This is a genomic window from Streptomyces sp. NPDC126510, from assembly GCF_040302345.1.
GTDB lineage: Bacteria > Actinomycetota > Actinomycetes > Streptomycetales > Streptomycetaceae > Streptomyces.
In genome coordinates, this window is the sequence record NZ_JBEORR010000023.1 from 1 (window position 1) to 16,372 (window position 16,372).

A 16,372-nucleotide genomic window follows, 5' to 3' on the forward strand; every position below is an offset into this window, starting at 1 on the left:
CCCAGGACGCCGTTCGTGGCGGACTTCCTCGGTGCGGCGAACTTCCTGCCCGGCCGTATCGAGCAGCACGACGGCGCGCACACCCTGGTCCGCCTGGATGCCAGCGGCACTCTCCTGAAGGCGCGCCGCCACGACTTGCCCTCCGGCAGTCAGGTGAAGGTCGCTGTGCAGCCGGGCCGGCTGCGGGCCTGCGCCGCCGACGACGGGTTCTGTACCGGCACCGTCGAGACCGCCACCTATGTCGGCACCCTCGTCCGCGCGGGCGTGCGGATTGATGGCGGTGACGCACCGCTGCTGCGCCTGGAAGTACCCGCAGGCCGCGGTCCGGTCGCAGGCGAGCGAGTCGGCATCTGCACGGATCCCGAGGACGTCAACCTCTTCCCCACCGAACAGGCGGGCTGAGTCATGGCCGCCACTCTCACCTCCAACGCTCCCGCCCGTCCACGCAAGCTGTTGGCTTCGCGCAGGACGCGGGTCGGGGTCCTGTATGCGCTGCCGGTCGTCGTCTACCTGCTGGTGCTGTTCGTCTACCCGATCTTCTCGACGCTGCTGCTGAGCCTGAAGAACGCCGACGGTTCGTTCACCCTGCACTGGTACGCCGACGCACTCACTGGCGTCAACCTTTCCGTGCTGTTCACGACACTGCGGATCTCCGCCGAGACAGCGGTCCTCAGTCTCGTGTTCGGGTTCGTTCTGGCTCAGGCGATCACGAGGCTGAAGCCCGTGTGGGCGGGTCTTGCGATGCTGGTCGTGGTCGTGCCGCACTTCGTGTCCGCTCTGGTGCGTACCTACGGCTGGATCATCATGCTCGGTGACAAGGGTTTGGTGAACGAGACCCTCACCGCCATGTCGGTGCCCGGAGCGCCGTTCCAGCTGCTCTACAACGAACTCGGTGTGGTCATCGGCACCACCTCGATGATGCTGCCCTACACGGTGCTGCTGCTGTACGGGGTGATGCGCGGTGTGGACCGGCGTCTGCTGGCGGCGGCGTCCAGCATGGGCGCGGGCAAGGTGACCATCTTCCGCCGCATCTACCTGCCGCTGGTCGCCCCCGGTCTGGCCAGTGCCGGACTGCTCAGTTTCATCCTGTCGCTGGGCTACTACATCACCCCGGCCCTGATGGGCGGCCCCGACCAGACGATGATCGCCACCCTCATCAACCAGCAGGTCACCAAGGACAACCAGTGGAACGGGGCGGCCGCCCAGGGCGTGATCCTGCTGGTGCTCACCCTGGCCGGACTGCTGCTGGTCAAGGCCGTCACCTCGCTCGGCGCCCGCAAGAAGAGGAGCGCCACATGATGGAACTGCGCAAGTCCCTGACCGGCCGCATCACCCTGACGGCGGTCGCCACCGTGATCCTGCTGTTCCTGGCGCTGCCGATCATCGTCATCCTCGTGACCTCCTTCAGCAACAACGCCTTCGCCTCCTTTCCCCCGGAGACGTGGACGCTGAACTGGTACAAGGCCCTGTTCGCCGACGGCAGCAAATGGCCCGCCGCGCTCTCCCTGAGCGCTCTGATCGCCGCGATGAGCACCGTGTTCTCCCTGATCATCGGGGTGACCGCGGCGACCGCCCTGGTCCGCAGCGAACTCCCGCTGCGCTCCGCGGTCTTCGCCCTGGTCCTCGGCCCGCTGGTCATCCCGCAGATCGTCACCGCTCTCGGGCTGTTCCTGTTCTTCGAACCGGCGGCGATGCTGGGCAGCCCGATCGCCATCGCGCTGGGCCACACCGTGCTGGCCTCACCGATCGCGGTGCTGATCCTGATCGCCACGCTGCGCGGGATCGACGAACGGCTGGAGGACGCGGCGGCCAGCATGGGTGCCGGCCGCCTCACCATCGCCCGGAAGATCACCTTCCCGCTCGCCGCACCCGGCATGATCGCGGCGGCGGTCTTCTCCTTCATCACCAGCTTCGACGAGTTCTACATCTCCCAGTTCCTGTCCTCCGTCGACACCGTCACTCTCCCCGTCCAGGTCTACAACTCCCTCACCTTCGAGATCGACCCGAGTGTGACCGCGGTCAGCGCGATCCTCATCGCCTTCGCGATCCTCGCCCTGGGCCTGGTCGCCCTGGTGCGCTGGATCGGCTCCGGACGGCAGGAGTCCCTGCTGTCGGTCGAGAACACCGTCGGCGTCGCCAACCCCGGAGGCGAAGCCGTATGACCACCGATCGATCGTGCTCTCTCTCACCACACAGTCCGCGACCAGGAAAGAGCCACGCGCATGACTGACACCCTCGCCGTTCCCTCAGGGGAGTCGGCAGTCCTCGAATCCGTCCCCCGTGGCTTCCTCGCCCACGATTGGCAACCCGCCACCGGTGGCCGCACCTTCGAGGTGCGCGACCCCGCTACCGAACAAGTCATAGCCACCGTCGCCGACTGCGGTGCAGAGGACGCGCTGAAAGCACTGGACGCGTCGGCTGCGGCCGCCGACCGGTGGGCCCGCACCAGCCCGCGGGACCGCGCGACCGTCCTGCACCGGATCACCGACGCCATGGCCGAACACCGTGAGCGGTTGGCCCGGATCATCACCCTGGAGATCGGCAAGACGATCAGCGAAGCCCGGGGCGAGGTCGACTACGCCGCGGCCTATTTCCGCTGGTACGCCGAGGAGGCGGTCCGCCCGCACGCGCGCAGCACTCCCTCCCCGGACGGCCGGAGCCACATCGTCACCGTCGCCGAACCGGTCGGCCCCTGCCTCCTGATCACCCCGTGGAACGTGCCGCTGGCCATGGCCGCCCGGAAGGCCGCCGCCGCCCTGGCCGCGGGCTGCACCGCCGTGCTCAAGCCGGCCGCGCTCACCCCGCTGTCCTCCCTGGTCCTGGGCGAACTGGCCCGTGAGGCCGGCGCACCGGCGGGTGTCCTGACCGTGATCACCAGCAGTGACGCGGCAGCAGTCAGTACGGCGTTGCTCGCCGACCCCAGGCTGCGCAAGCTGTCCTTCACCGGGTCCACCCCGGTCGGCAGGCTGCTGCTTCAGCAAGCCGGTGCGCGGGTGCTGCGCACCTCCATGGAGCTGGGTGGCAACGCACCGTTCCTGGTCTTCGACGACGCCGACCTGGAACTCGCTGTCCGCGAAGCGATGATCGCGAAGATGCGGCTGGGCGGCCAGTCCTGTGTAGGCGCCAACCGGTTCCTGGTCCAGGAGGGAATCGCCGACGCGTTCGCCGAGGCGATGGGCGAACAGATGGCCGCTGTCCGAGTGGGCCCTCCGGACCGGGAGGACACCGAGCTCGGCCCGCTGGCCGACCACCGTGCGGTGGACAAGGTTCGTAGCCTCGTCGAGGACGCCGTGGCCCGTGGTGCCGTCGTCATCGGTAAGGCGGAGATCCCTGACGGGCCGGGCCACTACGCGGCACCCACCGTGCTGGACCATGTCCCCGCCGACGCCGCGATCATGCACGAGGAGGTCTTCGGTCCCGTCGCCGCCATCCACCGCTTCGCCACCGAGGCCGAGGCCATAGCGGTGGCCAACGACACCGAGCACGGCCTCGCGTCGTACGTGATGACGTCCCACATCGACCGCGCTCGCCGGGTCGCCGCCCGTCTGCAGGCGGGAATGGTCGGCATCAACCGCGGCCTGGTCTCCGAGGTGGCAGCACCCTTCGGCGGAGTCAAGCAGTCCGGCCTGGGCCGCGAGGGCGGACCCGAAGGCCTCCACGAGTATCAGCAGCTCAAGTACTTGTCGATGCCTGGCTTCAACACCTGAGCAAGCCGACATCAGGGCGCGAGTCGGGCTGTGCTGTGGACCGACGCCTCGTCCTCGTCACCGGCAGCGGCCTGCTCACCGACACTGGTCAGGATTCGTTCTCGAGCCGGCTCGTCTCGGTCCAGGTCGTCGCGGGCGACGGCATATGGGGCGATCGCGATACCGACGCCGGCTGCGGCGGCCTGGAGGGTCAGGTGGAAGTGCTCCAGCGTCCGCTGGGAGGCCGGTTCTGTTTTCATGCCGGTGATACGGCGCCAGTCGTCCCACGCTGCGGCCGTGTGCCGGTGTGCAGAAGGTCTACCTGCGCCATGCCGGCCGCGTCGGTCAGGTCGGTACGGACGGCCACCGAACTCGGTGTCGACTGGCTGATGGGCGGCACATGGATCGAGGAGACCCTCCGCCTCCTGCGCGGCACCTCCATCGGCTACGCCGACCCCCTGGACCTGGTCCGTGCCGCCACCACCGGCCGACTGGTCGTCGCCGGCTCGATCACCGACACCGACCAGATCCAGGCGCTCGCAACTGCGGGTGTCGACGCCTTCACCATCGGATCCGCCGCCTTCGGCGGCTCCTTGCAGCCCCACGCCGGCACGCTCCGGTCCCAACTGGCCCCAGTGGTCGTGCTGTGGCACAGGCGAGGTGAGGTCGGGTCACGGCCCCTTCCGCCAGCCTCTTGACTCGCCCCTGAGTCGCTGCCATTCTCTGTGCCAGATAACAGCACAGCGTGCCACATTGTGGCACATAGGCACATAATGAAGTGCGGGGGCGAATCTCCGACCCCGGGACGAACACGAGCTCCGGGGCCCCAAGGGCGTGCGCCCTCCAACCGCCACAGAGCATCCCCATGCTCGGGGCCGGCTTGCGGCCCGGCGCCACGAAAGGAAAGTCCTGTGTCAGCTGCGAGGAAGCGCGTCGCGGTGGTCGGCGTGGGAACGATGGGCAGCCAGGCCGCCTGGCGGCTGGCCGACCGGGGTGCCGAGGTCGTCGGCTACGACCGGTTCGCGCCCGGCCACGACCGCAGCGCCGCAGGCGGCGAGACCCGCGTCTTCCGCAGCGTGCAGACCCACGACGGCCGCTATGTGCCGCTCGTGCGGCACGCCGACACCCTCTGGAAGCGGTTGCAGGCGGAGACCGGGCGGGAACTGCGCCGTCTGACCGGAGCCCTGGTCATGGGGCCGGCCGACGACCCCGAGATGCGCACCGTCATGGACGGCATCGCCGAGCACGGCCTCGACCACGAGGTGATCGACACCGGGGGGCTGGCCAAGCGTTTCCCGCAGTTCCGCGTCGACGACGGCGACCTGGTGATCCTCGACTCCAGCGCGGGTTTCGTCCGCCCCGAGCTGACGGTCCAGACCGCGGCCCGGCGCGCCGAGGAGCTGGGCGCCCGGATCCGCCGCTACACCCCGGTGCGGGAAGTCACTCCCGTAGCCGGGGGAGGCGTGGAGATCCGCACCGACACCGACACCGAGCGCTTCGACGCCGCGGTCGTCACGCCGGGCCCCTGGGTGGGCGACCTGCTGCCCGACCTGCCGTGGGAAGTCAGCGTCCACCGCGCGATCAGCGCCTGGTTCCTGCCGCACGAGGACCACCCCGCGGACGCTGAGCGCCCCGCCTTCATTCGCTGCGGCGCCACCCCCTTCTACGGCATCCCGTCTCCGGACGGCCTGGCCGTCAAGCTGGGCCTGCCCCAGCCGCACCACAAGCTCGTGGACGACCCCAACCGGCTGAACCGGACCGTCGCACCGGAAGAACTGGAGACTTTCACCACGGTGGTGCGACGCCACTTGCCCGGCCTGAACCCCGACCCGGTGCGCCTGTCCGTCTTCATGGAGGGCTACACCGACAGCACCCGCCCGCTGGTCGGCCCCCTACCGGACTGCGACGACATCGTCCTGCTGGCCGGCTTCTCCGGCCAGGGCTTCAAGGTCTCGCCCGCCATGGGCGACATCGCCGCGGACCTCGCCCTGGAGGGCCGCACCTCCCAGCCGATCGACTTCATCACCACGAACGGCCGCACCGCGGCCTGAGCATGAACGAGGAAGCCATGACCCTGACCATCGGCGCACTGCGGGCCGAGCCCGGCCGGACAGCCGGAAGCGGAAGAGGTCGCCGGCCAACTGGTGATCAGCCCGGTGGCGCGGTCGGATACGAACGGGTCATCTTCGGTACCAGCCCGGACGGCGGCAACAGCCACGCCGCCGCGAACCCGTGCGGGATCCCCGCGATCCTCGCGGAGACCGGCCGACTCGGAGACCGGGACCCGGCCACCATTCGCAGGCTCCTCGACGGCCTGTACCGGCTCCTTCACCACCTATAGCCACCCCCCATGGCTGACGCGTCTCATGCCCGGCCGCTGAACCGCTCCCCTCGGCCCGCTGTGCCGGGAAGGAGGAGGTCCTCCATGGACGCCATCGACGAGAAGATCATCGCGGAGCTGACCCGTAACGCCCGTGTCTCGCACTCGGAGCTGGCCGGCAAGGTGCTGCTGTCCCGCAACGCGGTGCGCCAGCGCATCGAACGGCTCGAGCGTCAGGGCCACATCGCCGGCTACACCCTCGTCCGTGCGGGCGGCGACACCGGCGATGTGGTCTCCGCGTTCGTACTCGTGTACCGCCGGGACCGCATGCGCGGCGGCGATGTCCTGGCCGCGCTCATGCGCATCCCCGAGGTCGTCATCTGCGAGATCCTCAGCGGTGACTTCGACATCATGGTGCGTCTGGAGGCGGCCTCGCTGGAACGCGTACGGAGCATCTGGGAGGACATCGCCCAGATGCCCGGTGTACGGGACACGGTCACCGCGCTCACCCTGTCCAGCGTCGTCAACCGCCGGTGATGACCGCAGACTTCAACGGTCACTGATGTGGTTGACGCAGACGACCTTGGGCTGGGTCATCTCCTCGAAGGCGAAGCGCACACCTTCGCGGCCCATGCTGCCGTATTTGAAGCCGCCGAACGGCATGGCGTCGAAGCGGTAGTCGGAGGAGTCGTTGATCATGACGCCGCCGGCCTCCAGCAGCCGGGCCGCGTTCAGGGCGCGGTCCAGGCGGGAGGTGAAGACGCCCGCGTGGAGGCTGTAGTCGATGGCGTTGGCCTGCTCGATGGCGTCCTCGAAGGTCGTGAACGGCTGCAGCACGACGACCGGGGCGAACACCTCCTCCTGCCAGATCGAGCAGGTCGCCGGGACGTCTTCCAGGACGGTCGGCGCGTACAGCGCGCCGGTGACCTCGTTGCCGCACAGCAGCACCGCGCCTTCGGCCACCGCCGTGTCGACCTTGGCCCGGGTGGCGGCCGCGGCGCCCGGGGTGATCATGGGGCCGACGTCGGTGCGCTCATCGAGCGGGTCGCCGACGCGCAGCAGCCTGGTGCGGGCGACGAAGGCGTCGCGGAAGCGCTCGTAGACCTCGGCCGCGATCAGGATCCGCTGGGTGCCGATGCAGTTCTGGCCCGCGGCCCAGAACGCGCCGGAGACACAGGAGGCCACGGCCTCTTCGAGGTCGGCGTCGTCCATGACGATGACCGGGGCGTTGCCGCCCAGGTCCATGGCGAGTTTCTTCAGTCCGGCCGTGCGGGAGATGGCCTCGCCGGTGGCGAATCCGCCGGTGAAGGACACCATGCGCACGTCGGGGGAGGCGACGATCGCGGCGGCGATATCGGCGTCGCCGTTGACGACGGTGACGATCTCCTCGGGCAGGCCGGCCTCGATGAGGGTGTCGACCAGCCGCAGGGCGGACAGCGGCGTCAGCGCGGACGGTTTCAGGACGACCGCGTTGCCGCCTGCGATGGCGGGGCCGAGCTTGTGGGCGACCAGGTTGAGGGGGTCGTTGAACGGGGTGATGGCGGCGATGACGCCCAGCGGTTCACGGGTGAACCAGCCCTGCCGCTTCTCGGAACCCTCATAGGAGTCGAAGGGGATGACCTCGCCCGCGTTGCGCCGTGCCTCGGCGGCGGACAGGGACAGGGTGTTGACCGCGCGGGCGACTTCCTTGCGGGCCTGGGTGATGGTCTTGCCGGCCTCACTGACGATCAGCTGGGCGAAGGACTCGGCGCGCCGCTCGACCAGGTGGGCGGCGCGTTCCAGGATCGCGGCCCTGGAGGCGCGGGACAGCGCGGCCGCGGTGCGGCGTCCGCACCTGGCCTGTTGCAGGATGCCGCCGACGGCGCCCGCGCCGACGGTGGGCACCGAGGCGATGATCTCGCCGGTGTAGGGGTTGTGCACGGGCGCCGTGTCGGCGCCGAGCTCGATGCCGGGGGCCACGGTGGTCTCAGACACGGTGAGTCTCCTGGAGAACGGGGCGCGCGGGAGCGGCGTAGTCGTCGGCGTGGCGCTGGTGGATGGCGATGATGTCCGACAGCAGGGCGTAGGCGGTCTCGATGCGCCCGGCGCCCGGGCCGCAGACCGTGACGGTGCCGAGGAGGTCGGTCTGGAAGGCGACCGCGTTGAGGGGACCGGAGATCCCCGCAAGCGGGTGGTGGGACGGCAGGGCGAGCGGGGCGACACGGGCATCGACGCTGCCGTCCTCGTGGCGGGTGGCGGAGCCGACCAGCTTCCAGCGCAGCCCCTTGCGGGCGGCGTCCCGTACCTCGTCCGGTGTGATCGCCGAGATGCCCTCGCGGAAGACGTCCTCGCGGCGCAGGTCGGCGCCGAGGACCTCGTTCGCCAGGATCATGACCTTGAGTTGGACGTCATGGCCCTCGATGTCGGCGGTGGGGTCGGCTTCGGCGTACCCGAGGCCCTGGGCTTCGGCGATGGCGGCCGACAGTTCGAGGCCCTCTTCGAGCCGGCCCAGGATGTAGTTCGAGGTGCCGTTCATGATGCCCTGGACACCGGTGATCTCCAGGCCGCCGAACATGCGCTGGGCGGTGCGCAGAACGGGAGTGCCGCTGAGTACCGAGCCCTCGAACTCGAAGCTGACACCGTGCTCTGCGGCCAGCTGCTTCAGAGCGCGGCCGGCGAGTGCGACCGGTCCCTTGTTGGTGGTGCACACGTGCTTGTCCGATTCCAGGGCCCAGCGCACGTGGGAGAGGGCGGGCTCACCGTCGGTGGGGTTGGTGAACGTCGCCTCCACGAGGATGTCGGCCGGCACCTCGCGGATCACCCACTCGTTGCGCGGATCCGCGCTGCCGCCGGCCAGCTCCGCGAAGCTCAGTTCCCCGGGCTCGGTGGCCAGCAGCGGCGCCAGATCGATGCCGTCGGTGTCCACCAGGGAACCGGCCCGCAGATCGGTGATCGCCACCACCCGCAGGGCGAAGCCCAGTTCCTCGGCCAGGCGCTCCCCGTTCCGGGAGATGAGTTCGGCGAGCGCGCGATTGACGCCGCCGAATCCGATGAGGGCGAGATCGTATCGGCCCATGAGATCGCTCCTTCACAGTCCGCCGCCTTCACGGTGCGGCTGGTCAGAGCTTGGTTTCTGCGCCGGTCACCCGCGCCATGCCGCAACGGCCACACGGCATGCCGATCTGCACGGTTGCGATGACGATTCGCCCATCCCGGGCCCGGTGGGGCCCGGGTCGTTCCGGCCGAAGGCGGAGGCCTGGGGACGGCGAGAACTCCACCCTCGTACCGAAGCAGCAGCAGGCGTAAGGGTTCCGTCATCTCCTGCGGGCAACAGGACGGCAGTCCGCCCCGTTGAATGGGCAGCAGCAGGCGGACTCTCAAGGGGCGAGGCGAGAATGAGGCGCGAGCGGAAGGCAGTGACCAGGCCGTTGGTCATCGGGGTGCTGGTGGTGGCGGTGACCGTGGTCGGACTCGGACTGTACTGGTTCCAGCCCTGGAAGTTGTGGCAGGACGAGACCGTCGAAGAGGCACTGCCCGAGACCGTGGCCACATCCGCCCCACCCACGGCGGAGACCCGGACGCCCTCCTCACCGGCCGGGCCGCGGACGCTGGCGAGTGGTGAACTGATCAGCCACGAACACGCGACTTCGGGCAGGGTGAGACTTGTAGAGCTGCCCGATGGCTCCCACGTCGTCCGGCTCGAGAATCTCGACACCAGCAATGGACCGGATCTGCGCGTGTGGCTGACCGACGCCCCCGTGAAGGAGGGGAAGTCCGGCTGGCACGTCTTCGACGACGGGGAGTACGTCAGTCTGGGCAAGCTCAAGGGCAACAAGGGAAGCCAGAACTACGTCCTGCCCGACGACGTCGACGCCGCTCGCTACACCAGCGTCAGCATCTGGTGCGACCGTTTCGACGTCTCCTTCGGCGCGGCCGAACTCGTCCGCGCCTGAGTTCTGTCCCGGCCGGAATCGAATCGGTGCCCGAGAGTCTGAAAAGTCGCATGCCCGTCGTGCGCACGGGAAGACTGTCCGCCGGCTCGGATGTCAGTGCCGCTCTGCTTCGGGCAGGTTCTGCGCGCACCAGATCGTCTTGCCGTCGGTGGTGTGCCGGGTGCCCCACCCCTGGGTGAGCTGGGCGACGAGCAACAGGCCCCGGCCGCCCTCGTCGAAGGCGCGGGCCCGGCGCAGGTGCGGGGCCGTGTTGCTGGAGTCGGAGACCTCGCAGATCAGGGAGGTGTCGCGGATCAGCCGCAGCCTGATGGGCGGCTCGCCGTATCTGATCGCGTTGGTGACCAGCTCGCTGACGACCAGTTCGGTGACGAACGCCGCCTCCTCCAGGCCCCAGGCGTCCACCTGGTCGACGGCGAGCTTCCTGGCGCGCGGCACCTGCGCGGTGTCGGGCTCGACGTCCCAGTCGGCGACGTGGTGGGGATCCAGCGCGTGCGTGCGAACGAGCAGCAGAGCGGCGTCGTCGGTGCGGCGCTGGGGAAGCATGGCGTCCATCACCGTGTCGCACAGGGCTTCCAGCGAGGTGGTCGAGTGGTCCAGGGCTCGCCGCAGTTCGGCGGTCCGCTGGTCGACGTCGCGCTCGCGGCTCTCCACCAGTCCGTCGGTGTAGAGGGCGAGCAGGCTGCCCACCGGCAGTTCGAGCTCGGTGGCCTCGAAAGGCAGCCCACCGATGCCGAGCGGCGGTCCCGGATGGACCGGTACCGGGGTACGGGTGCCGTCCGGGGAGATGACCAGCGGCAGGGGATGGCCGGCGCTCGCCAGCGTCAGGTGCCGGGAGACCGGGTCGTAGACGGTGTAAAGGCAGGTGGCCCCGGACTCGCCGGTCGGCTGGAAATGGCCGGCGGGCTGGAGGTCGCTGGCGAGGTGCAGGACCAGGTCGTCCAGGTGGGTCAGCAGTTCGTCCGGTGGCAGATCGACGTCGGCGAGGGTGCGCACCGCCGTGCGCAGCCTGCCCATGCTGGCCGAGGCGTGCAGGCCGTGACCGACGACATCGCCGACGACCAGGGCGACCCGGGCGCCGGACAGCGGAATGACGTCGAACCAGTCACCGCCCACTTCCGTACCGGTCCCGCCGGGCAGGTAGCGGGAGGCCACCTCGACCGCCTCCTGGTTCGGCAGCCCTTGCGGCAGCAGGGTGCGCTGCAGGGTCAGCGCGGTGGTGCGCTCGCGCGAGTACCGGCGGGCGTTGTCGATGGCGACGGCTGCCTTGGCGGTCAGCTCCTCGGCGAGGATCAAGTCGTCGGCGGTGAAGGCCTCGGGCCGGTCGACGCGGGAGAACGCGACGACGCCGAGCAGCGCGCCGCGTGCCCGGAGCGGCACGGTGATCCGGCCGGTCAGCCCGTCCGCGGCGATGGACTCGTCGATCACCGGGTTGCCGGGTGGCCAGTGGGCCGGGTCGGCGGCGAGTCCGGGCCCGAAGGCCCACTCGCCGCCCTGGCCGGGCTCGGCGGCGAGCTCGACCGTGGACCTGCCGGCGGCCATGCAGCGGGCGGCGACGGAACCGGGCGCGTGCGTGACCGGTGTCGGGGCTCCAGGAGCCCGGCCTGCGTCGGCCTTCGTGCTGTGCTGGGCGGCACGGCTGAGTCCGATGGGCTCGCCGGGGGCGAACGGGGAACCTGAGGGCGGTTCCTCTCCGCGCAGTACCTCGCCGAAGAGGTCCACGCTGACGAGGTCGACGAATCCCGGCACCGGGGTCATGGCCAGTTCCCGGGCGGTGCCGATCACGTCGAGGGTCCGGCCGATGCCGCCGCTGGCCTGGTTGAGAAGGAGCAGGCGTTGCCGAGCCCAGTACTCGGCGCTCATGTCGAATCCCCAGTTGGCGATCGCGCGGACTCTGCCCTCGGCATCCCGGACGGGCCAGATGCTGGTGGCCCAGGCGTTGGCGTAGTCGCTGCCGCGCGGGCGGAAGACGGTGATGAGACGCGTGGGCTCGCCCGTCCTCGCCACTTGGGCGAGCGCGTCGGTGTAGGGCTTGTCGTCGCGCTCGGGAAACAGGGAGCGGTCGAATTCGGGAAGCACTTCGCGGTACTTCCTGCCGAGCACTTGTTCCTCGGAGTGCGCTATCACCCGGCCGGAGGAGGCGTTGATCCACAGGAACCGCAGTTCGGGGTCGTAGACGCCCAGAGCGAAGGGAGACTGCTCGAATGCCCGGTCGGTGATCACCGGACGGCGTCCCCAACGCTGGATGGTCAGCACGTGGCCCAGCGTCCGTCCGTCCGGGCCGAGCAGCGGCTGGGCCGTCAGCACGGCGTCCACGGTGGACCCGTCCCGGTGGCGTAGAAGGATGAACCCCGTGGGGTCGGGGCCGGCGCCGTAGCCCTCCGGAAAGCCGGGCGGCGGCGGGTCGGCCAGCAGGTCGGTCACGGGGCGCCCGACGGTGTCCTCCGCCGTCCAGCCCAGCAGCAGCCGACCCCCCTCGCTCCAGCCGCTCACCATGCCGTCCGGGCCCACCACGACAGCGGCAGTGGGGGCGTCCTGCTTGCCGGCCATCTCCACGTACCACGCCTCCGTCCGGATTGCCGGGCCCGTCAGGGCTGGTCTCCAGCGGCTCCTTCCAGCGTAGATCGGCCCCCGCTCCACGGCGCTGCGGCTGGTGCGCCTTCGGGTGCCGGGTGCCAGGTGTCAGGCCTCGGCTTCCGCGAGGTCCCGCCCCCTACGACCAGGGCAGGACCAGCGCACCCCAGGCGACGACAGGGCCGAGGGCGACGATTCCACCGGTGTAGCCGAGAACCTGGCGGTAGAAGCGGCGGGGCGGGACGTAGATAAGGGCGTCGGCGAGGAGCCGTGCCGCGCGTTGCACGGTGACCCGGCGCGGCAGCCCGTCCCGTGTGTAGCCGTCGCAGCGACCTACGTCTCCTGCCCTCGCCTCCGACGTACCGGCCCCCGCCCGCCGCATCCCGCTCGCCCGCGCCACGGCCAGCCCCGCCACTCCACCCCCAGGTGATGGCCCGCGTCCCGCGATGGCGCACCGCTCCCGGCCTGCACCGCGCCCGGCTCGGTGCGGTACGGCGCGGCTGAGGAGTCGGCACGCCGCCGGCACCGGTGTTGGTGCCGGCTCATCGTTCGGGCCGTGAACATCCACAGAGCAGCCGCACCCGGCCGGTTCCAAAAGTCTTGACGATGAAAGAACGCGCACCTACCTTCCCTACACCGCTCCCGATCGGTTGATCTCCCGAAACTTTCGCTGTTGAGGGAGCGCTCCCACGCTCCTTAAGCGAGGCCCCCTGCCAAGGAGGAACCATGTCGTTACACCGCAATGGATCCAGCGACACAGGGCCGGAATCCCCACGTCGTCGTGCCCTTCTGGCGACCATGGGCGCCCTGCCCGTGCTCGCGGCCGCGACACCGGCCGTGGGAGCACCCCGCACACCGTCCGTCGCGGCTGCGCTGACCATCGACCCGTCGGCGACGAGGCAGACGATCCGGGGATTCGGCGGCATGAACCACCCGCTCTGGATCGGTGATCTGACATCCGCTCAGCGGGACACGGCCTTCGGCAACGGCGAAGGACAGCTCGGATTCTCGGTGCTGAGAATCTTCGTCTCCGAGGACCGGGCGAACTGGAACCGCGAAGTCGCCACCGCCAAGCGTGCGATCGAACTCGGGGCGACCGTCTTCGCATCGCCCTGGAATCCCCCCGCGAACATGGTCGAGACGTTCACCCACGGCCAGCAGACCAACGCGAAGCGGCTCCGGTACAACATGTACGGCGCCTATGCGCAGCACCTGAACGACTTCGTCGGCTACATGCGGAACAACGGAGTGAACCTGTATGCCATCTCCGTGCAGAACGAGCCCGACTACGCTCATGACTGGACGTGGTGGACTCCCGGCGAGATGACCCGGTTCCTGCGGGAGAACGCCGGCTCGATCAGTACCAAGGTCATCGCCCCTGAGTCCTTCCAGTACGTGAAGAGCTTCTCGGACCCGATCCTCAACGACGCCAGGGCACTCGCCAACGTGGACATCCTCGGAGCGCACCTCTACGGCACACCGTTCCAGAACTTCCCCTACCCGCTCTTCAAGCAGAAGGGCGGGGGCAAGGAACTGTGGATGACGGAGGTCTACTACCCCAACAGCAGCGATTCGGCCGATCTCTGGCCCCAGGCACTCGGCGTAGCGGAACACGTCCACCGCGCGATGGTGGACGCCGAGTTCCAGGCCTACGTGTGGTGGTACATCCGGCGCGGCTACGGACCCATGCGGGAAGACGGCCGGATCAGCAAGCGGGGTGCCGGCATGGCGCACTTCTCCAAGTTCGTCCGCCCGGGGCATGTACGCATCGCGGTGACGCCGAATCCACAGCCGAACGTCTACGTCTCGGCGTACAAGGGGAGCGGCTCCCGGCTGGTCATCGTCGCCGTCAACAAGGGCACCGCGCGCGTCAGTCAGCAGTTCGTCCTGCAGAACAACGCCTCGTCCGGTGTGTCGTCCTGGCTGACGGACGCGGGCAGGAATCTCGCGTCCCAGGGCAGGGTCACCGTGTCGAACGGCTCCTTCACCGGTCAGCTCCCCGCTCAGAGCGTGACGACTTTCGTGACCGGGTGAGGATTCCTCCGCGTCATCCTCCGATCCCGAGTTGAGGTGGGAGAGCCAGGGACCGACGACGACGCACGGCCCGGCCGCCGTCCTGCGCGCCGGGCCGTGCCACGGGACCGCAGCACCCGGGCTCGGACGCCACCGCGGCAAGACCCTCGAAGGCGATGAACGCCGACACGGACCCTCACCGCTTCTTGTAGCCGCCCCAGTGCGCCCCTCAAAGCCGTTTCGACGCGCGCACGCCCCCTCACCGGCGGACGACCGGTTGTCCGCACACCGAGCGCCTTCCGATCCGGTTCAAGTGCCGTGTCCTGCCCAGTTCTTGATCGTTCCGCATGACGTGGAGATGAGCGCTGTTTGGGCCCGGGGCGCGGGCAAGAGGGTTCCGGCCGCCGTACTCACGGTACTGCTGGCCGGGGGCTGTGCCGGGTCGCCGCAACCGGCGCTGCCGACCTCGGAGCAGGGGCGCAGCGACCTGATCAAGGCCGCACAGAAGGTCTTGGTGGACCGCTGTATGACCGCCCACGGCACGGCGGAACCGCGCGCCTCGCAGGAGGACGCGCTCTTCGGGGCGGACCCGGCCGAACTGGAGGTCACCCTCGCCACGGGTCACACCGTCCGCGCGCACACGGACGGCTGCCTGGCGCGGGCGCACCGCCATCTCTACGGCGACCAAGCCCGCTGGTTCCGCGCCGAGGTCACCGTCAACAACCTGCGCCCCGAGGCGCAAGCCCGCCTCGAGCAGGACCCCCGGTACCGGTCAGCGCTCGCACGCCGAGCCGCCTGCCCCGAGGAAGACACCCGTTGTGCGCGCGAAAGCGGACTGGACGACCTGCGCGCCCGGCTGGAGCCCGCCCGGCTCGACGCCGTCCGGGCCGCGCACCGCGAGGACATCGCCACGTACGAGCGGCTGCGTGAACGCGCACTGCACCGCGCGGCCCGGCTCCTGGCCGGCCGCCCCACCCCCCACCAGAAAGGTCCCGACCCGTCATGACGAAAAGCAGGCTGTTCTCCGCCGTCGCAGCGGTGTTCCTCCTCCTCGCCGGTGCTCTCACCACGGCCGGCACGGCAGGCGCCGCCGAGTGCCCGCGCGGCGAGTTCTGCGTCTGGCAGAACGCCGACTTCTCCGGCCAGCGCGCCAACTGGTCCGGCGACGACCGCTGGTGGGAGAGCTGGATCGCGGACACGGACTCCTCCTGGGCCAACCACGGGATCTCCGGGCCGGGTATCAAGGACCATGTCAGGGTCTACTCCAGCGCCAGTCTGGGCGGGCACATGACGATCTGTCTCACCCCCGGCCAGGAAGTCGGCTACAACGGCGCGGCCAACGACCGGGGTGATTCCCACACCTGGGCCATGAGCTGCTGACACGAGGCACAACCGGAGCCCCTGCCCGACGCACGTCACGCAGGGGCTTCGCGCTTCACCCGGACCCTCGACGCGTGCCGGGACCGGGCGAGACCCCGGTGCCCCGCAGGCGGGCTATCGGGAGACGGGCTTCCTGACGCGGTCGGACTCGTCCCGCAGGAGCAGGGAGAGCAGGGAAGCCACGGAGAGTCCTGCTTCGGCCGGGTGGCGCAGGACCTTGTCCGGCTCGATGCGGTACGTGTTCGTGCGTCCGTCCCGGGTGTGGGAGAGATAACCGTCCTGCTCCAGATCGACGATGATCCGCGAGACGGCACGTTCCGTGAGACGGCAGCGGGCAGCGATGTCGCGGATGCGGACGTTCGGGTTGTCGGCAATGACTGCCAGAACGCGCGCGTGGCTGGTGATGAACGTCCATCCGCTGTGGGACTCGGGCACTCCGACCATGCGCAGCATTTTAGAGGAGCCCGTTG

General features: G+C 69.7%; 18 protein-coding genes. 12 read left to right on the forward strand and 6 right to left on the reverse strand.

Annotated elements, in window-relative coordinates:
- From ABTX60_RS28545 to ABTX60_RS28560, 4 genes are all read left to right on the forward strand, one after another.
- On the forward strand, positions 1 to 402 hold a 402-nt coding region (locus ABTX60_RS28545; RefSeq protein ID WP_352099884.1), incomplete at its 5' end, for a TOBE domain-containing protein.
- A 3-nt stretch (positions 403 to 405) separates the two neighbouring features.
- Positions 406 to 1,299, forward strand: coding sequence for an ABC transporter permease (locus ABTX60_RS28550; protein WP_352099885.1), 894 nt, complete (start codon positions 406 to 408; stop codon positions 1,297 to 1,299).
- On the forward strand, positions 1,296 to 2,162 hold the full coding sequence (locus ABTX60_RS28555) for an ABC transporter permease (protein WP_352099886.1): 867 nt from the start codon (positions 1,296 to 1,298) through the stop codon (positions 2,160 to 2,162). Before ABTX60_RS28550 ends, ABTX60_RS28555 begins: the two co-directional genes overlap by 4 nt.
- Before the next feature lie 60 nt (positions 2,163 to 2,222).
- Complete coding sequence (locus tag ABTX60_RS28560; protein ID WP_352099887.1) at positions 2,223 to 3,707, forward strand: NAD-dependent succinate-semialdehyde dehydrogenase; 1,485 nt, start codon at positions 2,223 to 2,225, stop codon at positions 3,705 to 3,707.
- Between the two features lie 11 nt (positions 3,708 to 3,718).
- On the opposite strand, the gene ABTX60_RS28565 is transcribed toward ABTX60_RS28560, so the two are convergent.
- A complete protein-coding gene (locus tag ABTX60_RS28565; RefSeq protein WP_352099888.1) occupies positions 3,719 to 3,946 on the reverse strand; it encodes a hypothetical protein in 228 nt (75 codons plus the stop codon).
- 69 nt (positions 3,947 to 4,015) lie between these two features.
- Between ABTX60_RS28565 and ABTX60_RS28570 the strand changes: the two genes are divergently transcribed.
- From ABTX60_RS28570 to ABTX60_RS28585, 4 genes are all read left to right on the forward strand, one after another.
- Positions 4,016 to 4,384, forward strand: a complete 369-nt coding sequence (locus tag ABTX60_RS28570; RefSeq protein WP_352099889.1) for a hypothetical protein — start codon at positions 4,016 to 4,018, stop codon at positions 4,382 to 4,384.
- A 213-nt stretch (positions 4,385 to 4,597) separates the two neighbouring features.
- A complete protein-coding gene (gene solA / locus ABTX60_RS28575; RefSeq protein WP_352099890.1) occupies positions 4,598 to 5,737 on the forward strand; it encodes an N-methyl-L-tryptophan oxidase in 1,140 nt (379 codons plus the stop codon).
- A 17-nt stretch (positions 5,738 to 5,754) separates the two neighbouring features.
- Positions 5,755 to 6,027, forward strand: a complete 273-nt coding sequence (locus tag ABTX60_RS28580) for a M14 family metallopeptidase (RefSeq protein ID WP_352099891.1) — start codon at positions 5,755 to 5,757, stop codon at positions 6,025 to 6,027.
- Between the two features lie 84 nt (positions 6,028 to 6,111).
- On the forward strand, positions 6,112 to 6,543 hold the full coding sequence (locus ABTX60_RS28585) for an Lrp/AsnC family transcriptional regulator (RefSeq protein ID WP_352099892.1): 432 nt from the start codon (positions 6,112 to 6,114) through the stop codon (positions 6,541 to 6,543).
- A 12-nt stretch (positions 6,544 to 6,555) separates the two neighbouring features.
- On the opposite strand, the gene ABTX60_RS28590 is transcribed toward ABTX60_RS28585, so the two are convergent.
- Positions 6,556 to 7,980, reverse strand: a complete 1,425-nt coding sequence (locus ABTX60_RS28590; RefSeq protein ID WP_352099893.1) for an aldehyde dehydrogenase family protein — start codon at positions 7,978 to 7,980, stop codon at positions 6,556 to 6,558.
- Complete coding sequence (locus ABTX60_RS28595; protein WP_352099894.1) at positions 7,973 to 9,061, reverse strand: homoserine dehydrogenase; 1,089 nt, start codon at positions 9,059 to 9,061, stop codon at positions 7,973 to 7,975. The genes ABTX60_RS28590 and ABTX60_RS28595 overlap by 8 nt, the downstream gene beginning before the upstream one ends.
- 319 nt (positions 9,062 to 9,380) lie before the next feature.
- On the opposite strand from ABTX60_RS28595, the gene ABTX60_RS28600 reads away from it, so the two are divergent.
- Positions 9,381 to 9,938, forward strand: a complete 558-nt coding sequence (locus ABTX60_RS28600; RefSeq protein ID WP_352099895.1) for a DM13 domain-containing protein — start codon at positions 9,381 to 9,383, stop codon at positions 9,936 to 9,938.
- Between the two features lie 93 nt (positions 9,939 to 10,031).
- On the opposite strand, the gene ABTX60_RS28605 is transcribed toward ABTX60_RS28600, so the two are convergent.
- Entirely contained in the window at positions 10,032 to 12,485 is a 2,454-nt protein-coding gene (locus ABTX60_RS28605) for a SpoIIE family protein phosphatase (RefSeq protein ID WP_352099896.1), read from the reverse strand.
- A 163-nt stretch (positions 12,486 to 12,648) separates the two neighbouring features.
- Positions 12,649 to 12,924, reverse strand: coding sequence for a hypothetical protein (locus ABTX60_RS28610; protein ID WP_352100023.1), 276 nt, complete (start codon positions 12,922 to 12,924; stop codon positions 12,649 to 12,651).
- Between the two features lie 311 nt (positions 12,925 to 13,235).
- On the opposite strand from ABTX60_RS28610, the gene xynC reads away from it, so the two are divergent.
- The 3 genes from xynC to ABTX60_RS28625 all read left to right on the forward strand — a co-directional run bounded on the left by xynC (position 13,236) and on the right by ABTX60_RS28625 (position 15,902).
- Positions 13,236 to 14,543 carry a glucuronoarabinoxylan endo-1,4-beta-xylanase XynC gene (gene xynC / locus ABTX60_RS28615; RefSeq protein ID WP_352099897.1) on the forward strand — a complete coding sequence of 436 codons (1,308 nt, stop codon included), beginning with the start codon at positions 13,236 to 13,238 and terminating at the stop codon, positions 14,541 to 14,543.
- Positions 14,544 to 14,880: 337 nt separating this feature from the next.
- On the forward strand, positions 14,881 to 15,528 hold the full coding sequence (locus tag ABTX60_RS28620; protein WP_352099898.1) for a hypothetical protein: 648 nt from the start codon (positions 14,881 to 14,883) through the stop codon (positions 15,526 to 15,528).
- Entirely contained in the window at positions 15,525 to 15,902 is a 378-nt protein-coding gene (locus tag ABTX60_RS28625; protein WP_352099899.1) for a peptidase inhibitor family I36 protein, read from the forward strand. The genes ABTX60_RS28620 and ABTX60_RS28625 overlap by 4 nt, the downstream gene beginning before the upstream one ends.
- Positions 15,903 to 16,016: 114 nt before the next feature.
- Here the strand turns inward: ABTX60_RS28625 and ABTX60_RS28630 are convergent, their stop codons facing one another.
- Positions 16,017 to 16,346 (reverse strand): helix-turn-helix transcriptional regulator, encoded by a 330-nt coding sequence (locus tag ABTX60_RS28630; protein WP_352099900.1) that lies wholly within the window; start codon positions 16,344 to 16,346, stop codon positions 16,017 to 16,019.
- Positions 16,347 to 16,372 lie beyond the last annotated feature (26 nt).

Coding starts and splice junctions, on each gene's coding strand:
- ABTX60_RS28550 (WP_352099885.1), top strand. CDS start 406: ATGGCCGCCACTCTCACCTCCAACGCTCCCGCCCGTCCACGCAAGCTG.
- ABTX60_RS28555 (WP_352099886.1), top strand. CDS start 1,296: ATGATGGAACTGCGCAAGTCCCTGACCGGCCGCATCACCCTGACGGCG.
- ABTX60_RS28560 (WP_352099887.1), top strand. CDS start 2,223: ATGACTGACACCCTCGCCGTTCCCTCAGGGGAGTCGGCAGTCCTCGAA.
- ABTX60_RS28565 (WP_352099888.1), bottom strand. CDS start 3,946: ATGAAAACAGAACCGGCCTCCCAGCGGACGCTGGAGCACTTCCACCTG.
- ABTX60_RS28570 (WP_352099889.1), top strand. CDS start 4,016: ATGCCGGCCGCGTCGGTCAGGTCGGTACGGACGGCCACCGAACTCGGT.
- ABTX60_RS28580 (WP_352099891.1), top strand. CDS start 5,755: ATGACCCTGACCATCGGCGCACTGCGGGCCGAGCCCGGCCGGACAGCC.
- ABTX60_RS28585 (WP_352099892.1), top strand. CDS start 6,112: ATGGACGCCATCGACGAGAAGATCATCGCGGAGCTGACCCGTAACGCC.
- ABTX60_RS28595 (WP_352099894.1), bottom strand. CDS start 9,061: ATGGGCCGATACGATCTCGCCCTCATCGGATTCGGCGGCGTCAATCGC.
- ABTX60_RS28600 (WP_352099895.1), top strand. CDS start 9,381: ATGAGGCGCGAGCGGAAGGCAGTGACCAGGCCGTTGGTCATCGGGGTG.
- ABTX60_RS28605 (WP_352099896.1), bottom strand. CDS start 12,485: ATGGCCGGCAAGCAGGACGCCCCCACTGCCGCTGTCGTGGTGGGCCCG.
- xynC (WP_352099897.1), top strand. CDS start 13,236: ATGTCGTTACACCGCAATGGATCCAGCGACACAGGGCCGGAATCCCCA.
- ABTX60_RS28620 (WP_352099898.1), top strand. CDS start 14,881: ATGAGCGCTGTTTGGGCCCGGGGCGCGGGCAAGAGGGTTCCGGCCGCC.
- ABTX60_RS28625 (WP_352099899.1), top strand. CDS start 15,525: ATGACGAAAAGCAGGCTGTTCTCCGCCGTCGCAGCGGTGTTCCTCCTC.
- ABTX60_RS28630 (WP_352099900.1), bottom strand. CDS start 16,346: ATGGTCGGAGTGCCCGAGTCCCACAGCGGATGGACGTTCATCACCAGC.